Genomic DNA, 20148 nt, shown 5'->3' with positions numbered 1-20148 from the left:
TCACCGTTGAGGTCGATAGGAGTTTCCGTTGCAGAAAAAGCTGATACGATCTCGAATAGCAGCGATTCGGGACATTTAGGGCGACATTACCGATGGCGGCTCTAGGTAGCATGGCGGCTTGGTGTACTCACCGAACCGGGCAGGATGGCGCATCTGCGGAGATTCACTTCAATTACTGGCGTGTTGCTCAGAGAGGAGGCTTCTTCCGCTCTGCGACCCCTTCTCGCGACTTTGCTGAGGTCGGCGCACTCGTTGCGAATCCGCAGAAAATCGAGAGCATTCGAATTTTTTTGCCCTTTGAGCTCAGCGATAGAGACCTCCTAGATTGCGGTCCCCACTTCAAAAGCGTCGAGATCGCGCAAGGAATCTTTAACGAAGCACTGACGTGCAACTCGGCGGGACCGCCTGGTCCTGCTCGCGTTGAGCTATTGAAGGACGGTGAACCCTTCTGCCGTGTTTATCTTTTTCCCACACAAGACAACAGGATCGACGCAAGTCAGATATCTCTAAAGCCCCAAGGCGGGGGCGCCCTGATTACCGTCACCCGGCAAGCAATCGATGAAATCTGCCACCAACTCCCCGAAAGGTGCCCTGCGTATATCCGCCTCAGAGCATTTTTGCCTGAGAAGCAGCCAAGTCCCTTTGTGGAAGTCACATCTCCGCATGACAGATTCTTTCAGAGCGGTTTCGATGAGATCGAGTGTGTTGACTTTCGACTGAATGAAGCAAGAACGTTGCCTCACCGAATCGAGAGTCTCATGAGAACGCCGGTCCCCGAGCACCCCGTACCTCTCACTCGAATTGCCTTTCTAACGGCTATACCCGTTGCGGCCGAACTCACCGGAACAAGTATTGCGACTCACAAGAATCGAGTACTCGAACGACAAATTTGGGAAAAGTACATTGGTGATAAACTACCAATTAGCATGATGGTCTATCATTGGCGGAATCATACGAATCCAGTTGGAGACTTTTCTGCCTTTGTAAAGCTTCGAATTCGTCGTTCCAGCCTCAAAATTGTGCTAACTTACTTGCTGCTAGCATTCGTGTTTGGTGTATTCGGTAATCTCGCTGCTTCTCGAATAGACTCATGGCTTGGATCCCCAATCAACAACGTCGTCTCCGACAAGGAAAATCGAAAATGAACACGGCGTTGGCGGCTCGACAGGCCCATCAGCCCTGGTGCTCACTAACCACGAATGCGCTAGCGTTGAGTGCAACCGAAAGTGCGGCCATAGCATTTCTTCTGCCGCTCTCTCGCGACTATCCCGAGATCGAGTCGTGGTTTAGGCTATCCGGCCTTCAGGCTGTCAAAGAATGGATCGCTTAATGAGAGTGCGCGGAATTTCGTTGCTCGGAGCTGGCGGGACAAGGGAGATCTCCCCAAGGTTGCGCTCGACTGCCAATCAACCTTTTGTAGCCGATTCCATCCGCAAGCGCATCTCGCATCGGTGGGGCGCGGACAAGACGCCGCCGGTTTCTAACTAACCATTAGTGTGGAGTCGGTCGAGGAGTGAACAAATAACGAAATAGGCAAAAAGCCCGGCCGAAGCGGGGCTGAGGCCGGGAGGTTCGGTCTATCGCGCGCGCGGTTATCTCATGCAATGGCTCGCGATCTCGGCGAGCAGTGCGTCCTTCCTTGCGACGGCTTGCACGATCTCGCGCAGCATGAACGCGAAGCCGGTCAGAAACAGCAGATTGATCACGACGACGGCGAGCGCCATCGGTTGAGACCGGAGCGCCTCGATGATATCGGCGGCGACCTTTCTCATTCCGCAAACGCCAGCGACCGCGCCGTCCAGATCGAGGACAACGCGAACTCGATGTCGGCATCCGGCGCATTCGCGCCCAGCGCCGCCGGATCGCTTTCGATGGTCTGCGCAATCGTCGGGTTGCTTGAGATGACGTGTGCGGCCACGAGCTGCGGCTGCTCCTGCCCGCGCATCACGCGCTGCGCATAGGCAACGCGCTCCGCATGGTTTGGCGCATCTGGCGCTTCACTGGCGACCATCTGGCCAACCTTGAACATCAGCATCATGACGCGACCGGCGAACGTCTCATCGGATGCGGTTGAAATCAGATCGAGTGCGGACATGGTCAAACTCCGAGAATGGTGGCGATGGTCTTTGGATTGAAGCCGTCGAGTGCCGGGACGATGGTCGGCTCCGGCGGCGCCAGCGGATCGGCGTTGTCGATATAGATTTGGAATGGTGCGAAGTCGGTGATCGCCTCGTTCGGCTTGACGTGGCGTGCGTACTCGACCTCGCCTTCGGTGTCGTACCATTGAACGGCGCTGACCTGCTGCGCCGCCAGCTCCGAAAGGTCGCTCTTCATCGGCTCGCCGTCCACGACGACGATGTTGTCACTGACGACGATTGTTGCGCGCATCGATCAATCTCCCTGCGTTGTCGGCGGCATGGCTCACGGCCTGTACCACGCCGGACACCACGTCGTTGCGGAACGTCTCGATCGCCGCGCCGGTCTGTCGCTGCATCTGCGCGTTCTCGACCAGCAGCATCGGCAGCAATGCGACCGCGCAACGCCAGTCGTCAATCATCTCCTCGCTCTGCGGGTTCTTGCCGCGCACCAGCGTCCACCACGGACACCTGTGGCAGACCTTGCTCATGTCTTCTCGATGCAGCGGGCAGATGCCGCCTTCGTCGGCGTGCGGAATTTTGATCATCAGTTTTTACTTGCGAGAATGACATCGATGTACTGGATCGCCATCGTGATCGGGTGATTGTGCGCGCCGCCGCCCGTGTTCGTGCTGGTCGAGGGGACGCTATTGCTGCCCTGCGAATAGTTGAGGCCGGTAGGCGCGGTGGTTGCTGGCGTGTAGGCAATATTGTAGCCGGGCGGTACAGTAGCGGTCGCAGACGACAAGATGCCCAGTTGATACCAAGTGTTGCCGCTGAGGACGGCCATATTGAAGTTGCTGCTGCCGCCGGGATAGACCGTCATGTTGGCCGATCCATTTGAGGTGATGCCAGCGGGTGTCTCTGCCAGCGTCAGCGTGTGATTGCCGACCGCCGTCTGCGCCATCACGGTCGAGAACGGATTGGTACCGCCCGCGACGCCGCCGTTGCCAGAGACGACACGCAGCGCCTTGTCGTTTTGAGTTGTGAGCTTCGTCCAGCCTGTCGGTGCTGCGGCTTGATAGAACACCATCGTTGTGCCGGAAGGGAAGCCGATGCCGCCTGTATCGGCCCACGCAGCGTTTTGCCTGCCGTAGATTTTGCCATCGGACGGAGCTTCCGGCACCGCACCCGGAGGGCCTTGGATGCCTTGGATGCCTTGCGGACCCTGCGGCCCGATCATCGACGTGCCTGCGGGCCACGCGCCAGCCGCCTTCGGCCCGAATATGAAATGCGTCGTCGTGTTGATGTAGAAGTTGCCGTCCACGCCGGTCGCAGCGACCGGATCAGCCGCGCCGTACAGGACGGTATTGCCGGGGATGCCCTGCGGGCCAACCAGCGAAATGCCAGCAGGCCATGAATGTTCAAACTTCGGCCCGAACATAAAATTCGTCGCCGTGTTGATCCAACTGTCGCCGTTGTTGCCGTCCGCAGGTGTTGGATCGCGCGCGGCATAGAGGATGGTCTTTCCGGGGATGCCGGGAGGGCCGGGCTGGCCGGGAGGACCGGGAGGACCGACCTCGCCAACCGAAATGGTTTCAACATCATCGTCAGCCAGCACGACGATCGGCGTCTGCCCATCGGCGAAGGCGGTGTCGGTCGCGGTAATGACCTCGACTTTCACGCTCATCGCGTTGCACCGTTGCTTGGAGGAGGCGCGACGAACGTGCCGCGTGATGGGCCGGGATTGTTGGTGAACAGGCCGCTCCAGATGCTGCGCTTGTAGTTCTGGATGCTGGCTATCATCGACTGATCGAAGTCGCCAAGCCCCAGCCGCTCCAGATCGGCTTGCGCGATGCGCACCGAGAACAGCCCATTGACGGCATCGACCAGCACAATCTCGCCAGTGTCTGTTGACAAGCGCATCACCGCCGCTTCGTCCTTCGCGTGACGACGCAGCATCATCCACATCGAGCATCCCGTCATGTCGATGGGCTGACCGCTGATGGTCTGATACTTGAACACGCGGTAGAAGTCCGCGTCATTATCGACGGTGATGTTGACGACGGTCATTCCGGCACCTGTTTCACGAATGCAGCCACGACCTCCCGCAGCGCCTCGACGGTCTGCTTGCCGTCAGCGTCGCGCGGCCAGTTGGTTGGAGCGCGGCCTTCCCTCCAGATCAGATACTGTTGATCGTCGGCAGAAATCATGGCTTCGCAGCGCGCTGCTGTAGATGCGGCCATCATCCATGACCCAATACCAATCGAGCGGATTGTAGACCGGGCCACGAAGCTGAAAATCGAACGGCGGCAAATCGACCGGAGTGCTTACTTCGTTAGGCATATTGACCTCCTGTGTCCGTCAGTCCGGCGACACTGCCGGGATAGTAGTTGATGCCGCTGCCCGATGAGCTGATGACACCGTTCAGCGATGAGTAGAACTTCCTGCCGGTGACGTTGCCGGGATTAGCGAAGGTCGCATACTGCTGCGCCATCGAGCTGCCCCAAGACACGATCCAGCCCTGCTGCAAGCTAATTGCGGCGGTGACCGTGATCGTCGGCGGGTTGAGCGTGTTGTTGCCGATCTGCCCGCCTTGGAAGGCGTAAACGAAAGCGCCAATCCATTCTGGATTGCCCGGCGAACTCCCCGAGACGATGTATTGCGCGGGAGCGCCGAAGTAGAGCGCCGCCGAACGACCGACCGACACCATTGCGCCCGGCGAGCCGCCAAACTCCATGTTGCCGAACGACAGCGTTGACATATTGCCAGACAGATAGAGGCAGCACAGCGGATCGTTGTTGACCGTCCACACGCCCGACGACTTCAGCTTGAAGCCCTGCATGATCTGGTTGCCGATCTGCGAGCCAGACACCGCCGTGTAGTTGTCGGTATAGACCAGACAGTTCGCGGGACTTGGATTGTTCCCCAACCACGACACCGTACCCGTGCCGCTTGGCGACGGCAGTCTGAACGCACCGTAGTTGCCATCGGCGACATGCACGCGCACATCGAAGCCATTCAGATTGTACGGGTTGATGGTGTTCGACGCCTTCTGCAACGTCCTGAACGGCCCATGGATACCGGTGGTGAACGCCGCCGAGAGACCGTCGTAGGTGTCGTTGCCGATGTTGGCGTCAACGTAGAAGTCCACCGGCTTCGTCAGGTAGATGGTGCCGCCGCTCACACTCGCCGCGCCGCCAGACGACCAGACCAGATGGAAGTAGACGCCGTCATAGATGAAGCACGCGATGGCACCCTGCTTCAGCTCGCCCGCCGACAGCTCGCTGTTGTCGGCGGGATGCCGGATCGGCTTCGGTCCCATCGCGTTTACGTTGAGGACCGACGCGCCCGTGTTGGTGTTGCCGATCTTGCAAACCACCGTCATGTATTTGAAGTAGGCGGTCGGCGCGGGCGTCATCGTCACCTGATAGGCGTTCGATGTGCCCGCATCGTCGTCCGAGATCAGCAATTGGCTCTGGACCGCTTTCGCAAGCTGGTGCAAGTCGCCGTCGTCGGGCACGGCGAGCCCAGCGTCGGAGATCAGGTACACGATCTCGCGTTGCGGATATTCGATGCTCTCAGCAGGCGGGATGCTACCCGCTCGACCGACAGACGGATCGCCGTTGACATACGAGCCGTTCGGGTCGGTGATGCCATAGGGCTGATGATATTTCATCGCGCACGGTCCCTCTCGCGGCGCCCTGGCGGACGCCGATCAACCAGATCGAAATTTCGGTGAGCGCAGGCGCTACGGAGTGCCCGCCATCGAGCCGCCGTTCGTCAGCCCGGAGTAGTCGAAGATGATTTGCGTATGCGCTGGCTTCCAGCGATTGAGCAGGCATTCGAGATCGGTCGCGAGACCGATGCGCAAATGCGGATCGACGCCGGTTTGCCCGCCGCCGCCACCGCAGCGAAACCACGTCAAGCGCGCTTGATCGACGTGCACGGTCCAATAGTGGCGGTTGGCATCGGGCCCGAGCCCGAAGTTCGGCCACTCGGACAATTCGCCGAGTGCGACCGGCACGCCGCGCGGATTATCGACCGGGATTTCGCCGAGAACGAATGTCTCGCTGTACATCGGCAAGCTGCCGTCGCCGTACACGCGATTGTCGCCGCATCGATCGACGCCGACCATGAACGGGCGATATTCGTGGATCGTGATCGTATAGCCGATGTACGACGCGACCGAAATGAAGAACTCGCGCGATTGCGCGCCCTCGATCGTCATCCGCTGCACCAGCGCCTTTTGCCGGTCGCCGATGGTGAGCAGTTCTTTGTAGCAGGGATCAGGCAGGCCCCAATTGCGCTCCCAATCGGGCAGCAGATCGAGGGTGATGCGCGGATCGCTCTCGACTTCCAGAAGCTTCGACGCGCTCGCCTCGACCACGCCCCAAATCTGCGAGAGGCCGCGCACCACTTTCATCAAGGTGCTGCCTTCGTCCCGGGGCCACGCTTGCCCTTGCGGCAGCAATTGCGAGAGCGCTTCGGCGTAGTCGTCGCCGCTGCGGGTCACATGGCGGTCAGGCATCGGCCTTTTCCAGATAGGCCAGAACGCGCCGGATTGTCCCGATGCAATCGCCCAACTTCCCTAACCCCATATTGCAGTTGTGGCAGAGATACCCACGAAACTTTCCGGTCTCATGATCGTGGTCGAGGCATAGCCGCCCCGCCTCGAGATGGCAGATCGCGCACTTATTGTCGGATGGCGGCGGCGGATATTCGGTGCATTCAGCATAGCCAAGTCGCTTGGCTTCATAGCGCCGCATCGCCGCGCGCTGCTTCGCTCTTGTCGCTTGACGCTTTAGATATTCTGTCAACTTCTCCGGGTTATCGGATCGCCAGTTCGCCGATTTCGCGCGGCGCTTTTCTGCATGTTTGGCATAGCTTTTCTTGTCGGCGGCCCGCGTCTTTCCCCGGTTCTTCTCGCGCCAGACCCTGTGATATTCTTTGCTCGCCATCTAAGAGTACAGGATGGTCCCGACGAACGGCATGTAGCCGGGCTCCGGCATCGGCGTGGTGACGAAGTCTAGCTCGTGATGATCCTCGCCGACGGCGGTGCTGATCGCCTCATCGACCCACGACCGATACATGGTCTGCCCGGGCTTCGACCGGCGCATCTCCATGTCCTCGATCGACGCCTCGATCGCGGCGCGGGTCGCCTCGTCATCGTCATCGAGCGCGGAAATGGTCAGGTCGTAGTACAGCGGGACCGGGGCCTCGACGAACATATCCTTGACTGCGACGGGCCGCTTTGTGTCGAGATAGTTGCGCACCACGAGGACATCATCGGGCGTCGGGAGGCCGCGATTGTCGGCGCGCAGATCGTCCATCATGAACCGCACGGTGACGGTGCCGGGGCCCATCTCGGCCGCGCACCATGCTCTGGTCACGCCAGGGACAGCGAGCGCCCATAGGACATAATCGTCCGCATCGCCGCCCATCGGCGGGCGCTGGATGCGGAACAGGATGCGGGCGCGCAACTGATCGTCGGTTTCCTCGTCAACGCCGCCGGTCATCGAGACGACCGTGGCGATGCCATCGACGCCCAGGATCGCGTCCGCGACCGAGACGGTCTCGCCCTCGTCGATGTTGCCGACCGCGCCAGCGGTCAGCGCCATGGCGCCAACGGGCGTCGGGCCGGTCCCGATCGTGATTTCCTCGGTGGTCTCGTAGGCGATGCCCGCCGCGCTCGTGAGCCCGGTTGCGGTCGGCACGATGATGCCTTGCGTGCCGGTCAGCGTGACGGTGCCCTGCGCATAGGACGCCGCCTTGCGGCCCTTTCGAGCCGTCGGCGTTGGTCAGCCAAATCTGGCCGTGCCGATCGAGCCATTCGGTCTCGGCGGTGTCTGGCAGCAATTGCTTGGACAGCCAATCGATATAGAGCAGCACCAGATGGGCGAGGCCCGCCTTGGCGTCGCTCATGATCCGCAGCACGGAGTTCGGGATCAGGCTTTGCGCGCCAAGCTGCGACGCGACGTAGTCGCGCGTCAGGCGGCGCACGTCTCTGAGCGTCGGCGTTGTCCACGGCATCTATGCGACCTTGATATCGTCCCACAACTCGGCATAGCGAAGCTCGATCGCGGGCTCGGGGCCGCGATAGAGCCGGATCAGAACGTCGATGCGGTTCATGGCCGTGCGCTCGGCGATAACCGTCACTTGCGACGCGATCTTGTTGTCGATGAACGGGCGCATCGCTTCGCGCGCGTAGGCTTCCGCCCTGGCGACGGTGCCTCCATCGGCGGCGAGCGATGACGTGATCTTGGCGCGCCGCAGCAGCCAGAGCCGCGAGCCGACCGGCCATCCGCCCCAAATCTCGGCAGCATCGAGATCGCCCCACCAGCCGCGCCGGTCGTCATCATCGAGCCCGGGCAGAACGTCGCTCTTGTTCGCGAGCCGATCCGACGCGAGCGCGACGATCGCGGCCGACGCGAGGCCCGCGTCTTCCTCGATCAGGTTCGCGGGCGACATGAGCCAGTCCATCTCGACTACCTCGCGCGGGAAGTCGATCCGCTGGACGTAGGCAATGTCGGGCATGCTACGGGTTCACGTCTTCGGAGGTCGGCGGTCCCGGCTTCGGCGCATTGACCAGCACCGCACCGGAGCCACTGCTTTCGGTCGTCATGCCCTTGCCGCCGTTGACGCCGTAGACCGGATGGCTGGCATCGTCGGAGCCCAGCCGCATCTCGCCCGTGAACGACCAGCGCTTGTTCTGCTTGTCGTAGTAGCCGACGACATCGCCGCCGACGCGAAACTCGATGCGGCCTTTCGTGCAGCGAATTTCGGTGTTGACGCTCTCGCCCTCGTGCTTGAAGTTCTCGGCCTCTTGCGCCTGCTGCGCGTCGAACTGCTCCAGCGTCAATGGCGGCAAACGATCGCGCGCCCGCTGCTGATTGACCTGCGCATGAGACTTCGGGCGCGGCTGCTTTTGCTTCTCGACATGGCGCAGCGACGCCATGCGCTCCACGTCGTTGCCCTTTTCGTCCTTGCTGTCGAGGGACAGCAGGAACGTGATCCGCGCGAGCGTGTGATAGGTCCGCATCATTGCTTCGGCAGGATTGAACCGCTGCATCAAATTCCTCCTATGCGCAGATCGGGGCCGACGCCGATGATGCGAACGCCGTGGTTCTTCGCGTCATAGCCGACGTGCTGGCTGGCGACTATTACCGGGGCTATTCGCCGATGCTTCGACGGCGCACATGCCGCCTTTCTCGCGGGTCTCGGTGACCGTGTAGGGCCCCGCCATCACGTCGAGGTCTTCGCCCATGTAGGGCATCGGCAGGCGCAGCGTGCCCGGGCCGTCGGCCTCTAGCGCGGAGATCAGCGCGTCCTTCTGCTGCAAGTAGTTCGGCCCGATCAGATAGCCTTGCACCTGAAACCGGCGCGCCGCCCGGCCCATGTCCTCGGCATAGGGATCGTCCCGCTTCGGATACTCGTGCAGCACCACGCGGCGCCCGGACGCGCGCGCATCACTCTCGACATGGAAGAAGGCACCGCGGAACGATGCGGTCTGATACCGATCGCGCCACGGATTGTGGATGTCTCGGATTTGCATCAGTTGTCGCCGCTCTTGCCACCGCTATCGATGGCCGCGCGGTCCATCTGCTTGTAGCGCTGCACGCTGGTCTGCTGGAAAAAGCCGTCCGCTGCGGCGTCGTATTTGACGCCCGATCCCTGCGTCCAAAGCTTGATGTTGACGCTGCCCTTTGGCTCGGTCTTGCCCGCGAGGTTCTCGTCGATCCGCCGGTAAGTGAACTTCGCGTCGGTCGGGAAATTCTTCGCCGTGTATCCCATCTGCGTCGCCGCAGCCGACGTGATGTCGATGCCGCGCCCGGTGCGTGCCGCCGGGCCGATATCGGTTTGCGGCAGCGTGAACTTGCGGCCGTCGGGCGTCGTCACCTCGTACATCTTGCCGAGGCCCTCGCGCGTCGGCAGCGCGATCCCGGGGACGGTGTTCGATTGACCGGACGCCGTCTTGCGGCCCGCCGGTTCGGACGGATCGCTCCATCGTGGCGAACTTCCGAACCACGATCCCTTGACGGTCTTGCCCTCGGCCGCGACCGCTGGCGCGAGCTTCTCGGCGGTCTCGGGCGCGACGCCGTTGCGCACGAGCGCCTCGCGCGCCGCCTTCACGCTCTCGACGCCGAAATGTCCGGTATCCTTCCGGTGCCATTTGTGCCCCGAGACGAGGCCCCACTTCGCGGCCAGGGCGTCCTCGGTGTCGTAGTCGAGCGTCCTGCCGCCGCGCCCGCGAATGCCGTAGCCGACTTGGTTGATGTCGATCGCGGCGCCGATCGGATGGCCGCTCGCATTGTGCGGGCGCTCGCCGAGCGTGCCGCTCTCCGGGCCGATGACGCCACCGGCTTTCTCGTAGTCGTTGATGAAGCCCCGAAAATTCTGAGCGAACCGCGCATCGACCTGAAACTTGCGCCCGGCCGCTGTCGTCACCGTGGCCATGCCGCCGCGCTGGATCGGCGTGCCCGCAGGCGCCGTGATCCCCGCGACACCGCCGCCGCTCTCCATCGGGCGGCGCCCGCCGATCGCATCCGATTGCGGGCCGGTCAGCGGGTTGGAGCCGCTAGAGCCGCCGAGCGGATTGCTGGGCGTGCCGCCGCCGAGCGGGTTGGGGAATGAGCGCGGGACCGTGCCGGTGCCGCTGCCATCCTGATCGAGGAGCTTATATCCCCCACCGCTGCGGAAGCCGCCGCCGCCACCGCCGCCGAACTGACCACCGCCGCCAGGACGATAAGCTGCGGGGATCACTGCTCCGCCGAACCCGCCGCCGCCCTCGAAATTCACCGGAGACCAGCCGCCGCCGGGCAGCATCTTTTGCAGGTTCTCGTTGAGCTTCTTTAGCTCGTCGGTGGTCTTCTTCTGCTCCTCGGTCTGCGGGTCGCGACCGAAGAACTTGTCGAACGGCTTCGCCAGATTTTCCTTGGCCTGCGGCGGCGTGACGGCGGGCGGACCAGCGCCGGGCAGATGGTTCCAAATCCATTGCAGGCCATCAATGATCGCCTTGAGGTCCTTGGCGTCCTGCGACAGGGTTTCACCCATCGCGCTCATGAACTTGCCAATGCCGCCCGCGATGTCATCGATCAGTTTCGGGTCGATGTTCGCCAGTGCGTCGCCGAGGTCTTCCATCCCCTTGGCGAGCGCCTTGATCCCCTCGGGATTGCTATCGATCAGCTTTTGCAGGTTCTCGACCGCCTTGGTGGCGCCGGGCGCCATCGCGGCCAGCAGCGAGCCCTTCAAGTGATCGAGCGACGTGCTCAGATCGAGCGTGGCCTTGCGGAACGCCTCGATGTCGTCGAGTTGCTTTTTCGTGTACTCGGGCGTCGCCTTGAGTTCGTCGTTGAACTTCTCCCACGCGAGCCGCGCGGCCTCGGCGCTGCCGAAAACCTGCTCGGCATAGTACCGCGCCGCCGCCGGGCCATGCAGGCGCTGGATTTCCTCCATGCCCTTGAACAATGCCCGGTAAGCGTCGAGATCGGTCCGCGCTCGCTTGACCGCATCGACCACCGACCCGGCGCCCAAATTCCGCAACTCGTCGCGCAGCGATCCGAAGTTGTTGCGGAACTCATAGATGTGCTGGTTCGCCGACTTGAGCGCTTGCTCGATCACGCCGGGCGACATCGCCACCTTATCGGCGGCGGACTTGAACGCCTCCAACTGCTGGACCGTCAGCCCCAACTCGCGAGCGCCGAAGCGCATCTGCGCCATCTGGTTGGAGAAGTCGCGCAGCGCGCGCGAGACGCCCATCAGCGAGAGCACGACGCCGCCGGTCGTGAAACCGAGCGCCGCCAGGGCGGGCACGGTGACGGTCTTGATCTCCTTGCCGACGCCAGCGGCGGCGTTCTGGATCGCCGACAACTGCGAGTGCGCGTGCCGGGTATCGACGTTCTTGCCGATCAGCCCGAGGTTCTTCGCGATCTGACCGAGAGGCCCGGAGACCTCGTCGATCAGTTTGGCCCGCATCCTGAGTTCGTCGTCGGCCATGCGATCAATCCCCGGGCGGCGTCACCACCTCAAGCAGCCGATCGGTCCAGTGCATGTGCTGCTGGATCGCCGAGACCGGCTTGGCGAGAAAGACATCCGGGTCCTGCGCGTAGAACTTCGCGAGGCGATAGCAGTCGAGGACTACACGAGGTCCGGTATGAAAAAACTTGCGAGGCCCCACGCGCAAGTTGACCAATCCTTCGGCGCGAGCGCGCGGATGGTGGATGGCGGCACCGCCGCCAGCACCGACATCATCGCTGACATCTTGCGGGCGTCGAATTCGATGCGCGGCGGGTCAAATGCGAAATCGATGTTGACCGGCAAGCCCGCCGCCTCGATGTCGGCGCCGGTTGGCTCGCGGAATGTGATCTCGCTGATCTTCTCGCCGTGGGCCTCCACCGGCTTGCGGAGCTTGAAGGTGAGCGGCTTGATCTGCTGCGGCGGCGCCTCGTCGGCCACGGCCTCGAGTTTCGGTTTGGCGTCGGCCATTAGCTGATCTCGTCACAGGCTTGGCCCTCGAACCGGGCGCGGAACTGGCCGTCGTACGTGTTCAATTCGAGTGCGGATTTGCACCACGCATTTCGCAGGACGTAGACCTTGCCGTTGATCAGCTCGGCGGTGACCGTCGCGTCGGTGATCAACTCCATGTCTTCCAGCGAAATCTCGGGCCGCGAGGAGATGTCGCCCTCGATGTATGGGACGCGCGGCAATTCCGAGTAGCCGTGCACGTAGTCTTGCCCCGCGATGCCAGCGCGTTCGACCGCGCTCGGGCTGACCACGAACGAGCCCTTGAGCGGGTATTGATTGCCGTCCACCTTGAGATAGGCGGTGCCTGCGATTGCGACGCCCATTGCCTTGCTCCCTGTTAGGAATGAAAAAGCCCGCCGCGCGCTTCACGCGCGGGCGGGCACAGCGGATCGAGCGACGCGGGCCTAAAGGACCGATGCGTCGTAGCCCCGGTCGTATTGCAGCCGGAATTGCGCCAGCACCGCAAAGATGCGGAGCTGGTTGATCAGATCGGGTGGGTACAGGACGTTGAGCCGGTTCGGGTTGGTCGTGTCGCGCTCGACGATCAGATTGTCCTTGAAGGCTTTCGCGTTCTCGACGAGCCCCTCGAATTCGTCCTGGCGATACTGCGCGACCAGTTCGGCCTTGACGATCTTCGGCGTGACGATCGCCTGACCCGGGCCGAACCGCGTGCCGTCATCGGCCAGCTTGTGGCGCGGATACTTGCTGGTGATCGCCTGTTTCTGCCGCCGCAGCAGCGCCGAGAGCGTGGCGAGCGTCGTCACCAGTTCATAGGCGTCGTCGGGCTGATCATAGAGGTTCTTCTGATATGTCGTGGTCTCTCGGCGGATCGCCGGGACATTGTTGGCGCCGACGCCCTGCGTCGCGAGCCCGACGCCCGCGAGCGCGTTGCATTCCGCGAGCAGGAAGCGCTGATGCTTCGGCGGCGAAAGGATGCCGGTCAATTCCAGCGTTTGCAGCGGGCGCGCCGGGTCATTGATCAGGGCGCGGCCCGCCTTCGCCGCATAGGCGCTCGCGACATCCCATGGCGGCGACGGCATGGTGGGCTCCATGCTCATCACCGAGATCACCCCCGAATTATTGTTCGGGCCCCATTGCAGCAGATCGGCATAGGTGCCGCGCCGCGCGCCGAAAACGTGACCATAGAGTTCGCGCATCCAGCCCCAGCGGCCATTGTCCGAGAACCCGTATTCCATGTCGATCGCATCGAGCGACGTGCTGTCGGTGAACGGGAACGCGACATAGTCGTAGATTTCGTCGCCCAGCGCCGAGATCGCGGCGGTCAGATCGGGCACCCCGGTGCCGCCCGCGAGTTGACCGGTGCCGATGTCGATGACGAGCCCGGCGGGCATGGTCTCGCCTGCGAGCGAGCCGCCGTAGTTGATCGCGATGGTGATGTCGTTGCCCTCGATGCCCTTGTGTCTGGCGGTCAGTGTGACATCGGCGGCGACAGTGGCAGCGGTCACCGGCATCGAGATATCGGCGCCGATGGCATCGTTGATCGATTGCGCCACGATCGCCATCGTATCTTCGGCGTCCATATGTACCGGCACGCGGCGCCCCGCGACGTAGACATAGATCGTGCCCGCCTGCGTCGGCGCACCCGTCACGCTGATCTTGCCCGTTGCCGCGACGCCCGTCGTCGGTTCGGCGATCGGCAGCATCCACACTTCCTGCGAGGCGCTGTTCTTGAAGAAGACTTGCGCCATGGCATCGAGCATCGAGCCAAGCCCGGCGCCTTGCTGCGCCTCGGCGATAGAGCCGATCGGCACCGGCACATCGACGGTCGCGACACCGGCCGGGAGCATGTACCCGACCAGCAGCGCCGGTTGACGCTGGGTCAGCGAACCTGCCTTCGACGGATCGACCTCGACCCAATAGAGCGGCATTCTCCAGTTGGCCGGGATGTCATTGAACGAGATGGGCATCGGGATTTCTCCTTCGGGTTACGGCATGGCGACGCCCATCGCCGACCTTGCGCGGTCGGACGCGGCTCGGATCAGCGATGTCGGGTGGAGCGAGGCGGCTAACTGCCCGGAGTGGTCGCGGGCTTCTTCGCCTCGGGCTTCGGCTTGGCGGGCTCGGTCTTGTCAGCGATGATGACGCCCTCGCGCAGGCGGCGGAGCGTGAATTGATCGGCGGGCCACATCGACCCTTCGGGCCGGATCATCCCGGCGCTCGGGTGCTTCAATTTCAGATCGCCCACGGCCTTGACGCGGATTTTCCGGACCATCGTGCGTGCCTTTCGCGTTTTGCGGGATGTCGTATTCCTGCGTGATCTGCTGCACCTCGGCCGGATCGACATTCGCGTTCGGATACCGGGTCTCGACGTGCATGGTCTTGAAGTCGTCGGGCACCACCGGCTCCCAATAGGTGCGGAAGGTGACGACCATCTCGATCTGGATTTCGGCGACTGGCGTCTCGGCGACTTGCGCGTATTGCGACCGCCGATCCATCGCGATCACGCCCTCGATCATGCGAACGAAGTCAGGATTGGTGAGCAGCCGATCGTCGATGTCGGCCATCCGTTCTTCCAAAATCCGCAACTGCTCGCCGGGATCGGCGTTCGAGATCGCGCCAGCGATGCCGAGATGCAGCCGATGGATGAAACGGATTTCGCCCGCGTTCTCGTCGCCGTCGGGCCCGCGCGTCTCGCGCAGGATGTAGACGCCGAGCAACGGGAGATCGGAGGCCGCGACTTGCCGCATCGGCGTGCGCCAATAGGATTTGAAGAACGGCGTCGGCGCGTCAGCGGTCGGGGCTTGGAGCAATTCGAGCACCTTGTCGGCGATCTCGATCGCGTAGGTGCTCATTCGGGCGGGTCCGTCTTGCGGAGCGTGAGTGTCATTCCGCCCTGGCCGTCGCCGCTGCTATCGGCGACCCAAAAGGTGGTGCCAGCGGCAACGCCTTCGTTGATGGTGATCCGATCGCCGTTGACGGGCAGCACCGCCCACTCGACCATGCGGATGCCGAGGGTCGTCTGCTGATCGGAGAACACCGTGCCGTCCTGCATCTGCACGTCGGTCGGCGCCGACGAGAAGACGCCGCGCGCTGCATAGTCGGCAGCGCCGGGCTGCGAGACCTCGGGGCGCACCGTCACCGAGATCGCGAACGTGGTCATGCCCGGCAGAAGGACGAGCGTGGAAAAGTCCATTCCCATGGCTCGCCCCGTCTGTGGTTAGGCGCCCATGCGACCTTGGAACAGGGCCGTGGGCCGTGTGCAGATGTTCAGATTGTTCGTCTGCACGTCGAGATGGACGCCCTTCTGGTTCTGCATCGGGTACTGCCGCACGTAGCGCGGCTGGCCGAGGGTGTTGACCGTGTCCATGTAGTCGGCTGGCGCGAAGTAGGTGCGGAACAGTCCCGGCACACCGGTCGGGAAGATGTTCGCCTTGGTCGGATCGATGAACGCCTGCGTGCCGACTTGCCCGCGATAGTTGGTCCAGAGGATGCCGCCCCAAGGGAACGAGCCATAGGTGTCGCCGCCCGACACGTAGCTCTGGCGCAATTCCTGCGCCGCATTCCAGTTGAGGTAGGACGCGCGCACCTCGGGATGCGCGATCAGGTTGTCGAAGAACTGATCGCCGCAGAGCGCTTCGACGCCAGTGAAGGGCGTGCCATCGAGAGCGACCGCGATCTGCCGGATGGTCTGCTGGCAGAGCTTCCGCAGCACGCCCGGCACCGGGGCCGCGTTCGACAGATCGAAACCGATCTCCGCAGGCTGCGCCACGCCGAACACATTGAACAGGTTGAGCGTGCTTCCGTCGGCATAGGTGACGATACCCTTGACGGCGCCGATCCGCGAGTACTCGATAGTCGCCTCCTGCGACTGCCCATCGGCCTGCATGCGCTGACCGAGCAGGTTCATCACGCTCTCTTCGCCGCTCTCCTGGCCGAACGGGCGGATGTTCTGCACCTCCTCGGCGAAGACCGCATCGTTGATCTCGAAATGCGGGACGTTGATCGAGAGTAGCGAGCGCTTGCCCTTGTCCAACGTCACGCCGGGGCCGCCGCGCGGCGTCGGCGGGACAAGCACGAGCACGTTGTTCTTCTGCTCGATCGCGATGGAGGTGGTGACCACGCCGCTCTCGGCGAACAAGCCTCGCGAGCCAAGATAGCCGGGAACGAACTTGAGTTTGTTGATCGCATCGGTCAGCGACGTGACGCTGAATGCATCGCTGTTGAAGATGTCGAGCATGGGCATTGCCGTGTCCTTTCAAAAAGACAAAAGCCACCCGCACCCCCGACAGCACGCCGCCGTGGTTGTTGAGGTCGGATAGATTGCTGGGATGCGTTGGGAGGGTTCGCCGCTAGCGGACGATGATCTGCTTGCCTGCGAGATCGGTGCTGATCTGCGCGAGCTGCGGAGCGGTCAGGCCGGTTTTCGTCGTGAGCGTTTTGCCGTTCAATTCCGCCTCGCGCACGATCGCGGAGATCGCCGCCGTCGCGCCCGCGCCGGTCACTGCACCGTAGAGCGCAACCGCCGCAGCGGTTTGCGAGCCGTCGGCGGCGGCGGGATCATGCGCGATGTACTGACCGCTCGCGGTGATCTGGCCGAGCACCGAGCCGGGCACGATGGTTTGGTTCTGACCGATGGTGATGTTGCCGCGCGAGCGCTGGCCGTTCGCCTCGGACAGCAAAAACTCGGCGGGATGCCGACCTTCATTGAACGTGGGCATGGGTGGTTCTCCTGTAGCGGCTGGGTTACTTGCGGATGCGCGCGTTCAACTGCTCCGCGACCCGCGACCACGCAGCAGTATTCTTTTCGCGCGACGCCTGTGTCGGCATCGCGCGATGGTGTTGGGTTTGGAGCTTTTCGTCGGCGGCGGCCCGCGCATCGATCAGCTTGGCGCGCACGTTCTCGATGGTCTCGCTCGCCCTGATGAAATCGCGCGCCAGGGCGGGAAGGCCCGCGAGCGCGCATAGCGTATTCACCTCGTTGACGTAGGCGATCGTGCTCTCGCTGCCCTCCTTGCGCGCCGCATCGAGGTTGATGACCTCGGCGCTGCCACCGCGATTGACAGGACCCGGGTCCGCCGCCGTCTCCGGCTTCGGACCCGGTTCCTCAGCTGCCGGTGCGGGAGGCGGCTCCTGCTCGGCGGTTGTCTTGATGGTCGCCTTGAACTTGACCGCTACGGCGGGAGGCAGGAGCCGCAGCGAGAAGTTGGCCGCCATCTTGACCTCCGCGCTGACCTCGTCGGCGAGACCGAATTCCTTCGCCTCCTCCGCCGACATCAGGCGGTCCTCTTTCATCAGCGCGGTCACTTCCTCGACCGGCTTGCCGCTCCGGTTCGCATAGGTCGCAGTCAGTGATTGATCGATCCGATCGAGATCGTCGGCCATCGCGCGCATGTCGTCGGCGTTGCCGAACGAGAAGCCGCTGGCGCCGTGCACGAGCAGGAACGAGTTCGCGGGCATGACGATCTTGTCGGCAGCCATGGCGATGTAGGACGCCGCCGAGGCTGCGATACCATCGACATAGGCCGTGACGTTCGCAGGATGATGCCGAATGGTGTTGTGGATGGTGACGCCATCGAACACGTCGCCGCCGGGCGAGTTGATGCGCAGATCGAGCTGGGTGATGTCGCCGAGCGCCTTCAACTCGGTGTCGAAATCCTTGGCCGAGATCGTGTCCTCACCCCAATAGGAGCGGCGGATCTCGTCATAGATCATGATCTCGCCGGTCGTATCGTCGGTCTTCTTCATCGAGAACCATCGGCGCATGGTCGTCTCCTATGCTGCGGCCTGATTGTCGTCGGCCAGATCGGCCTCGTCGGCGACCTCTTGCGCATCCGGCGCGTCGGGTTCGTCGTTCGGATCGGTCGGCTGCGTCGCCGAGGCGCCATGGATCGGGAAGTCGAGCGCGAGCTTCTTCTCGCGCTCCTTGTCGGCCGCGATCCGCTCGTCGGTCTCCTCGGGGTCGTAGCCTTCGGCCTCGATGACATCGCTGCGCGACTTGAAGCCGCTATCGACCGCGAGCTTCTCAGCCTGGCGGTCCTTGAGCCGATCGACCCACTCAAAGCGCGGTGCGATCCACTTCACCCGCTGATAGGCGATCGGATTGTCGGCATAGCCGGGCAGCGCGATCGTGCCCGCGAGCACCGCATCATTCATCCAGCGCTGCCAGACCGGGCGGCACATCTGGAAAACCATGACGTTGTGCTGCAACTGCTCCAACCGGCGCCGATATTCGACGATGACGCCGCGCAGCGACGAGTAGGACGCGCGCCGCGTGTCGCCGGTCCCGAGCATGTAGGGCACGCCCATTGCCGAGAAGCAGGCGAGTTGGTTGCGATACTGGAATGCCTCATAGGTGCCGCCGACATCGGCGGGCTCGGAGAACTTGATGTCCTCGCCGGGCAGCAACGCTTGCATCGTGCCCGGTTCGAGCGGCGCGATACCGACTTGATCGCTGGTGTCCGAGGGCTCGACATCGGGGAGGATGTCCTCGGGCGCGGGCGACGTGATGAAGCCCGCATACATGGCCGCGAGCTTTTTGCGATCGAGTTCGGCGTCGTCGTACTGGTCGAGGAAATACAGCTTGACCAGCGCAGGCGTCACTAACGGAACGCCCCGGACTTGGCCGGGGCGCGTTGCTCGAAAGATGTGGAGGACTTGATCGGCGGGCACTCTTACCTGATCGGTATTGATGCCGCCCATCTCGATCGGCCCGTCGCCAGGATGGTTGACGAAGAACCAGTAAGCGACGCGCCGCCCGATGAAATCGAACTCGACGCCGTTCATCACGTAGTTGCCGTTCGGCGCGATGCGGTTGTCCCAATAGGGCAGCATCTCGCTTTCAAGCATCTGGATTTGCAGCGGCACCGAAAGTCCGTCCTCAACGCGCCGGGCGCGGAAGCGGATGAAGCACTCGCCCGCCTCGAACAGGGATCGCGCGGCCATCGATTGCAGGCCGTAGAAGTCGGCGAGGACGTCGGCGTCGCACTCGTCGGTCCAGTCGAGCCATGCGGTCATCACCGCATCGCGCTGGCCCTCGGTGGTGATTAGCGACGACGGCTTGATCCCGGCGCCGATCAGGTTGCCGACAAAATTCTCGGACGCGGCGGTCGCATGCGGATTGTTGCGCAGCACGTCCCGGGCGCGGGCGCGCAGCATGTCGCCCTGCCAAGACATGATGACGTTGGACGTAACCGTCGCCGGGCGCCACGGCGCAAGCCGCCGGGCATAGCGCGCCGCATCAAAGCCGGTCTGGCGCGGCGTTCCGCCTATGGTCGCGGGCGCCGTCGGATCGGCTTGATTGCGGATCGACGGCGCCTTGACGCGATAGCGCGGCTTCTCGACGGCGGCGGGGACGGGCATCGATCAGAGGCCCCTGTCCCACGGCGAGACCATGCGGAACGTGCGGCGCGCCTTCACGCCGCTCAGATCGGCATCGATCCCCGCGAGGATTTCCCGCAACTCGGACAGCGATCGATATTCGACCGACTTGTCCGAATAGCTCACCCGCTCGGCGCCCGACGCAATCGCAGTCAGCAAATCCTGCTGCTGTTGTTGCGTGAACGTCAGCGTGCCCGGTTTCTTCGCCATG

The 20148-nt window shown here is 63.0% G+C and carries 26 protein-coding genes; 1 reads left to right on the top strand and 25 read right to left on the bottom strand.

The genetic code is table 11. The features are described 5' to 3' along the window. Positions 1–92 precede the first annotated feature (92 nt). Positions 93–1145: a hypothetical protein gene (locus tag J4G43_RS45970; protein ID WP_208088787.1), complete on the top strand. Its 1053-nt coding sequence runs from the start codon at positions 93–95 to the stop codon at positions 1143–1145. A gap of 447 nt (positions 1146–1592) precedes the next feature. Here the strand turns inward: J4G43_RS45970 and J4G43_RS45965 are convergent, their stop codons facing one another. The 25 genes from J4G43_RS45965 to J4G43_RS45845 form a co-directional block, all read right to left on the bottom strand. Then, positions 1593–1772, bottom strand: coding sequence for a hypothetical protein (locus J4G43_RS45965; RefSeq protein WP_028152422.1), 180 nt, complete (start codon positions 1770–1772; stop codon positions 1593–1595). Beyond that, positions 1769–2095, bottom strand: a complete 327-nt coding sequence (locus J4G43_RS45960) for a hypothetical protein (RefSeq protein WP_028152423.1) — start codon at positions 2093–2095, stop codon at positions 1769–1771. The genes J4G43_RS45965 and J4G43_RS45960 overlap by 4 nt, the downstream gene beginning before the upstream one ends. 2 nt (positions 2096–2097) lie before the next feature. Continuing rightward, a complete protein-coding gene (locus tag J4G43_RS45955; RefSeq protein WP_208088786.1) occupies positions 2098–2388 on the bottom strand; it encodes a hypothetical protein in 291 nt (96 codons plus the stop codon). After that, a complete protein-coding gene (locus J4G43_RS45950; RefSeq protein WP_208088785.1) occupies positions 2363–2683 on the bottom strand; it encodes a hypothetical protein in 321 nt (106 codons plus the stop codon). Before J4G43_RS45950 ends, J4G43_RS45955 begins: the two co-directional genes overlap by 26 nt. Beyond that, positions 2683–3765, bottom strand: coding sequence for a hypothetical protein (locus tag J4G43_RS45945; protein WP_208088784.1), 1083 nt, complete (start codon positions 3763–3765; stop codon positions 2683–2685). Before J4G43_RS45945 ends, J4G43_RS45950 begins: the two co-directional genes overlap by 1 nt. Further along, positions 3762–4148, bottom strand: coding sequence for a hypothetical protein (locus tag J4G43_RS45940; protein WP_028152426.1), 387 nt, complete (start codon positions 4146–4148; stop codon positions 3762–3764). Before J4G43_RS45940 ends, J4G43_RS45945 begins: the two co-directional genes overlap by 4 nt. Further along, positions 4145–4321 (bottom strand): hypothetical protein, encoded by a 177-nt coding sequence (locus J4G43_RS45935; RefSeq protein WP_208088783.1) that lies wholly within the window; start codon positions 4319–4321, stop codon positions 4145–4147. The genes J4G43_RS45940 and J4G43_RS45935 overlap by 4 nt, the downstream gene beginning before the upstream one ends. A 92-nt stretch (positions 4322–4413) precedes the next feature. Next, the gene (locus J4G43_RS45930; RefSeq protein ID WP_208088782.1) at positions 4414–5598 is read right to left on the bottom strand and encodes a hypothetical protein; all 1185 of its coding nucleotides are present in this window, start codon (positions 5596–5598) and stop codon (positions 4414–4416) included. A 228-nt stretch (positions 5599–5826) separates the two neighbouring features. Then, complete coding sequence (locus J4G43_RS45925; protein ID WP_208088781.1) at positions 5827–6606, bottom strand: YmfQ family protein; 780 nt, start codon at positions 6604–6606, stop codon at positions 5827–5829. Beyond that, positions 6599–7036: an endonuclease domain-containing protein gene (locus tag J4G43_RS45920; RefSeq protein ID WP_049831868.1), complete on the bottom strand. Its 438-nt coding sequence runs from the start codon at positions 7034–7036 to the stop codon at positions 6599–6601. The genes J4G43_RS45925 and J4G43_RS45920 overlap by 8 nt, the downstream gene beginning before the upstream one ends. Beyond that, entirely contained in the window at positions 7037–7792 is a 756-nt protein-coding gene (locus J4G43_RS45915) for a baseplate J/gp47 family protein (RefSeq protein WP_249814721.1), read from the bottom strand. Positions 7793–8108: 316 nt separating this feature from the next. Further along, on the bottom strand, positions 8109–8612 hold the full coding sequence (locus tag J4G43_RS45910) for a phage GP46 family protein (protein WP_049831870.1): 504 nt from the start codon (positions 8610–8612) through the stop codon (positions 8109–8111). A 1-nt stretch (position 8613) separates the two neighbouring features. Further along, on the bottom strand, positions 8614–9147 hold the full coding sequence (locus J4G43_RS45905) for a hypothetical protein (protein WP_208088780.1): 534 nt from the start codon (positions 9145–9147) through the stop codon (positions 8614–8616). Positions 9148–9210: 63 nt separating this feature from the next. Then, positions 9211–9630, bottom strand: a complete 420-nt coding sequence (locus J4G43_RS45900) for a DNA circularization N-terminal domain-containing protein (RefSeq protein WP_208088779.1) — start codon at positions 9628–9630, stop codon at positions 9211–9213. Then, positions 9630–12071, bottom strand: coding sequence for a hypothetical protein (locus tag J4G43_RS45895; RefSeq protein ID WP_208088778.1), 2442 nt, complete (start codon positions 12069–12071; stop codon positions 9630–9632). Before J4G43_RS45895 ends, J4G43_RS45900 begins: the two co-directional genes overlap by 1 nt. A gap of 141 nt (positions 12072–12212) precedes the next feature. Next, on the bottom strand, positions 12213–12530 hold the full coding sequence (locus J4G43_RS45890; RefSeq protein ID WP_196238318.1) for a phage tail assembly protein: 318 nt from the start codon (positions 12528–12530) through the stop codon (positions 12213–12215). 29 nt (positions 12531–12559) lie between these two features. Next, the gene (locus tag J4G43_RS45885; RefSeq protein ID WP_208088777.1) at positions 12560–12922 is read right to left on the bottom strand and encodes a phage tail tube protein; all 363 of its coding nucleotides are present in this window, start codon (positions 12920–12922) and stop codon (positions 12560–12562) included. Positions 12923–13003: 81 nt separating this feature from the next. Continuing rightward, positions 13004–14527, bottom strand: a complete 1524-nt coding sequence (locus J4G43_RS45880; protein ID WP_208088776.1) for a phage tail sheath C-terminal domain-containing protein — start codon at positions 14525–14527, stop codon at positions 13004–13006. A gap of 162 nt (positions 14528–14689) precedes the next feature. Then, a complete protein-coding gene (locus J4G43_RS45875; RefSeq protein WP_208088775.1) occupies positions 14690–15412 on the bottom strand; it encodes a hypothetical protein in 723 nt (240 codons plus the stop codon). Further along, entirely contained in the window at positions 15409–15753 is a 345-nt protein-coding gene (locus J4G43_RS45870) for a head-tail joining protein (RefSeq protein WP_028152437.1), read from the bottom strand. The genes J4G43_RS45875 and J4G43_RS45870 overlap by 4 nt, the downstream gene beginning before the upstream one ends. 24 nt (positions 15754–15777) lie before the next feature. Then, complete coding sequence (locus J4G43_RS45865) at positions 15778–16803, bottom strand: major capsid protein (RefSeq protein ID WP_225005534.1); 1026 nt, start codon at positions 16801–16803, stop codon at positions 15778–15780. Between the two features lie 106 nt (positions 16804–16909). Beyond that, positions 16910–17278, bottom strand: a complete 369-nt coding sequence (locus tag J4G43_RS45860; protein ID WP_208088774.1) for a head decoration protein — start codon at positions 17276–17278, stop codon at positions 16910–16912. Positions 17279–17303: 25 nt separating this feature from the next. Next, complete coding sequence (locus J4G43_RS45855; RefSeq protein WP_208088773.1) at positions 17304–18323, bottom strand: head maturation protease, ClpP-related; 1020 nt, start codon at positions 18321–18323, stop codon at positions 17304–17306. Positions 18324–18332: 9 nt separating this feature from the next. After that, positions 18333–19919 (bottom strand): phage portal protein, encoded by a 1587-nt coding sequence (locus tag J4G43_RS45850; protein WP_208088772.1) that lies wholly within the window; start codon positions 19917–19919, stop codon positions 18333–18335. Positions 19920–19922: 3 nt separating this feature from the next. Further along, positions 19923–20147, bottom strand: coding sequence for a phage head-tail joining protein (locus J4G43_RS45845; protein WP_166352194.1), 225 nt, complete (start codon positions 20145–20147; stop codon positions 19923–19925). Position 20148 lies beyond the last annotated feature (1 nt).

This window comes from Bradyrhizobium barranii subsp. barranii (assembly GCF_017565645.3).
GTDB classification, from domain to species: Bacteria; Pseudomonadota; Alphaproteobacteria; order Rhizobiales; family Xanthobacteraceae; genus Bradyrhizobium; species Bradyrhizobium barranii.
Note: the sequence above shows the minus strand (reverse complement) of the source record. Positions and strands in the feature narration are given on the sequence as shown.

Coding starts and splice junctions, on each gene's coding strand:
- J4G43_RS45970 (WP_208088787.1), top strand. CDS start 93: ATGGCGGCTCTAGGTAGCATGGCGGCTTGGTGTACTCACCGAACCGGG.
- J4G43_RS45965 (WP_028152422.1), bottom strand. CDS start 1,772: ATGAGAAAGGTCGCCGCCGATATCATCGAGGCGCTCCGGTCTCAACCG.
- J4G43_RS45960 (WP_028152423.1), bottom strand. CDS start 2,095: ATGTCCGCACTCGATCTGATTTCAACCGCATCCGATGAGACGTTCGCC.
- J4G43_RS45955 (WP_208088786.1), bottom strand. CDS start 2,388: ATGCGCGCAACAATCGTCGTCAGTGACAACATCGTCGTCGTGGACGGC.
- J4G43_RS45950 (WP_208088785.1), bottom strand. CDS start 2,683: ATGATCAAAATTCCGCACGCCGACGAAGGCGGCATCTGCCCGCTGCAT.
- J4G43_RS45945 (WP_208088784.1), bottom strand. CDS start 3,765: ATGAGCGTGAAAGTCGAGGTCATTACCGCGACCGACACCGCCTTCGCC.
- J4G43_RS45940 (WP_028152426.1), bottom strand. CDS start 4,148: ATGACCGTCGTCAACATCACCGTCGATAATGACGCGGACTTCTACCGC.
- J4G43_RS45935 (WP_208088783.1), bottom strand. CDS start 4,321: ATGGCCGCATCTACAGCAGCGCGCTGCGAAGCCATGATTTCTGCCGAC.
- J4G43_RS45925 (WP_208088781.1), bottom strand. CDS start 6,606: ATGCCTGACCGCCATGTGACCCGCAGCGGCGACGACTACGCCGAAGCG.
- J4G43_RS45920 (WP_049831868.1), bottom strand. CDS start 7,036: ATGGCGAGCAAAGAATATCACAGGGTCTGGCGCGAGAAGAACCGGGGA.
- J4G43_RS45910 (WP_049831870.1), bottom strand. CDS start 8,612: ATGCCCGACATTGCCTACGTCCAGCGGATCGACTTCCCGCGCGAGGTA.
- J4G43_RS45905 (WP_208088780.1), bottom strand. CDS start 9,147: ATGCAGCGGTTCAATCCTGCCGAAGCAATGATGCGGACCTATCACACG.
- J4G43_RS45900 (WP_208088779.1), bottom strand. CDS start 9,630: ATGCAAATCCGAGACATCCACAATCCGTGGCGCGATCGGTATCAGACC.
- J4G43_RS45895 (WP_208088778.1), bottom strand. CDS start 12,071: ATGGCCGACGACGAACTCAGGATGCGGGCCAAACTGATCGACGAGGTC.
- J4G43_RS45885 (WP_208088777.1), bottom strand. CDS start 12,922: ATGGGCGTCGCAATCGCAGGCACCGCCTATCTCAAGGTGGACGGCAAT.
- J4G43_RS45880 (WP_208088776.1), bottom strand. CDS start 14,527: ATGCCCATCTCGTTCAATGACATCCCGGCCAACTGGAGAATGCCGCTC.
- J4G43_RS45875 (WP_208088775.1), bottom strand. CDS start 15,412: ATGAGCACCTACGCGATCGAGATCGCCGACAAGGTGCTCGAATTGCTC.
- J4G43_RS45870 (WP_028152437.1), bottom strand. CDS start 15,753: ATGGACTTTTCCACGCTCGTCCTTCTGCCGGGCATGACCACGTTCGCG.
- J4G43_RS45865 (WP_225005534.1), bottom strand. CDS start 16,803: ATGCCCATGCTCGACATCTTCAACAGCGATGCATTCAGCGTCACGTCG.
- J4G43_RS45860 (WP_208088774.1), bottom strand. CDS start 17,278: ATGCCCACGTTCAATGAAGGTCGGCATCCCGCCGAGTTTTTGCTGTCC.
- J4G43_RS45855 (WP_208088773.1), bottom strand. CDS start 18,323: ATGCGCCGATGGTTCTCGATGAAGAAGACCGACGATACGACCGGCGAG.
- J4G43_RS45850 (WP_208088772.1), bottom strand. CDS start 19,919: ATGCCCGTCCCCGCCGCCGTCGAGAAGCCGCGCTATCGCGTCAAGGCG.
- J4G43_RS45845 (WP_166352194.1), bottom strand. CDS start 20,147: ATGGCGAAGAAACCGGGCACGCTGACGTTCACGCAACAACAGCAGCAG.